Raw genomic sequence first — 841 nt, forward strand, 5'->3', positions numbered from 1 at the left:
GCTCGAACGCCGCGAGGGGATCGAGACGGGCGAGGGCCTCCCCCTGCTCGGAAGAGGCGTGCTCGGGCGACTGGGACACGCGGACGATCCTTACTCTCGTGAACACTTCTGCTGCTGTGGACCCGCGGAGCGGCGCTGCGCGGGCGTGGGGCCGGACGGGCAGCCGGCTCGCCGACGGGCAGCTCCAGCGACCACCGCCTGCCTCGGCCCCGGCCTGTCCGGCCGGTGGGGCCCGTCAGCCGAAGACCGCGAGAACCGCCTTCGTGAGGCCGAAGTCGAGGGTAGCCACGAACGCCGTCATCACGCTGACGAAGACGAGCACGACCAGCACATAGGTGATCAGCTCACTCCGCCCGGGGTAGACGACCTTCCGTAGCTCCGCCATGACCTCGCGGATGAACACAAGTGGCCGATACCGACGTCGACCCGCGGCACGCGTAGCCCGCTTGGGGCGCGGTGCCGCGTCACGGGTATCGGTCGCCACTCAACTCCACCCACTCCGTCATCGGACCAGCGTCATCGGACCAGTCAGGTCATCGGACCAGCCAGCTGTCGAACAGCGCAGGGGCGACAGGACTCGAACCTGCAACCGCCGGTTTTGGAGACCGGTGCTCTACCAATTGAGCCACGCCCCTAGACACACACCCGGATCCTTGCGACCGCTACGCCAGCATACCCCGGCTATGCGCTACGTAGCACATAGCCCAGACGTAGTGCATAGCTCAGCCGCACGGTGATGTACCGGAATGGGTACCCGAGCGGATCGAGCATACCCCTTTGCCGCCTGGACTCCGCGTACGGCGATCGCGTCGAGGGGCAGCGGGGGCCCGAGGTGGCAGCG

At 67.9% G+C, this 841-nt stretch carries 1 protein-coding gene, 1 tRNA gene and 1 pseudogene; all 3 read right to left on the minus strand.

Annotation, left to right across the window (positions count from 1 at the left end; genetic code table 11):
• Positions 1–79 (minus strand): annotated as a pseudogene (locus AC08OV_RS12630) (transcription termination/antitermination protein NusG); the annotation flags it as partial.
• A 156-nt stretch (positions 80–235) separates the two neighbouring features.
• Positions 236–403: a preprotein translocase subunit SecE gene (secE, locus tag AC08OV_RS12635; protein WP_476591738.1), complete on the minus strand. Its 168-nt coding sequence runs from the start codon at positions 401–403 to the stop codon at positions 236–238.
• A gap of 159 nt (positions 404–562) precedes the next feature.
• A tRNA-Trp gene (locus AC08OV_RS12640) sits at positions 563–635 on the minus strand.
• Between the last annotated feature and the right edge of the window lie 206 nt (positions 636–841).

Source organism: Frankia sp. CeTa3Moorea, from assembly GCF_978021225.1.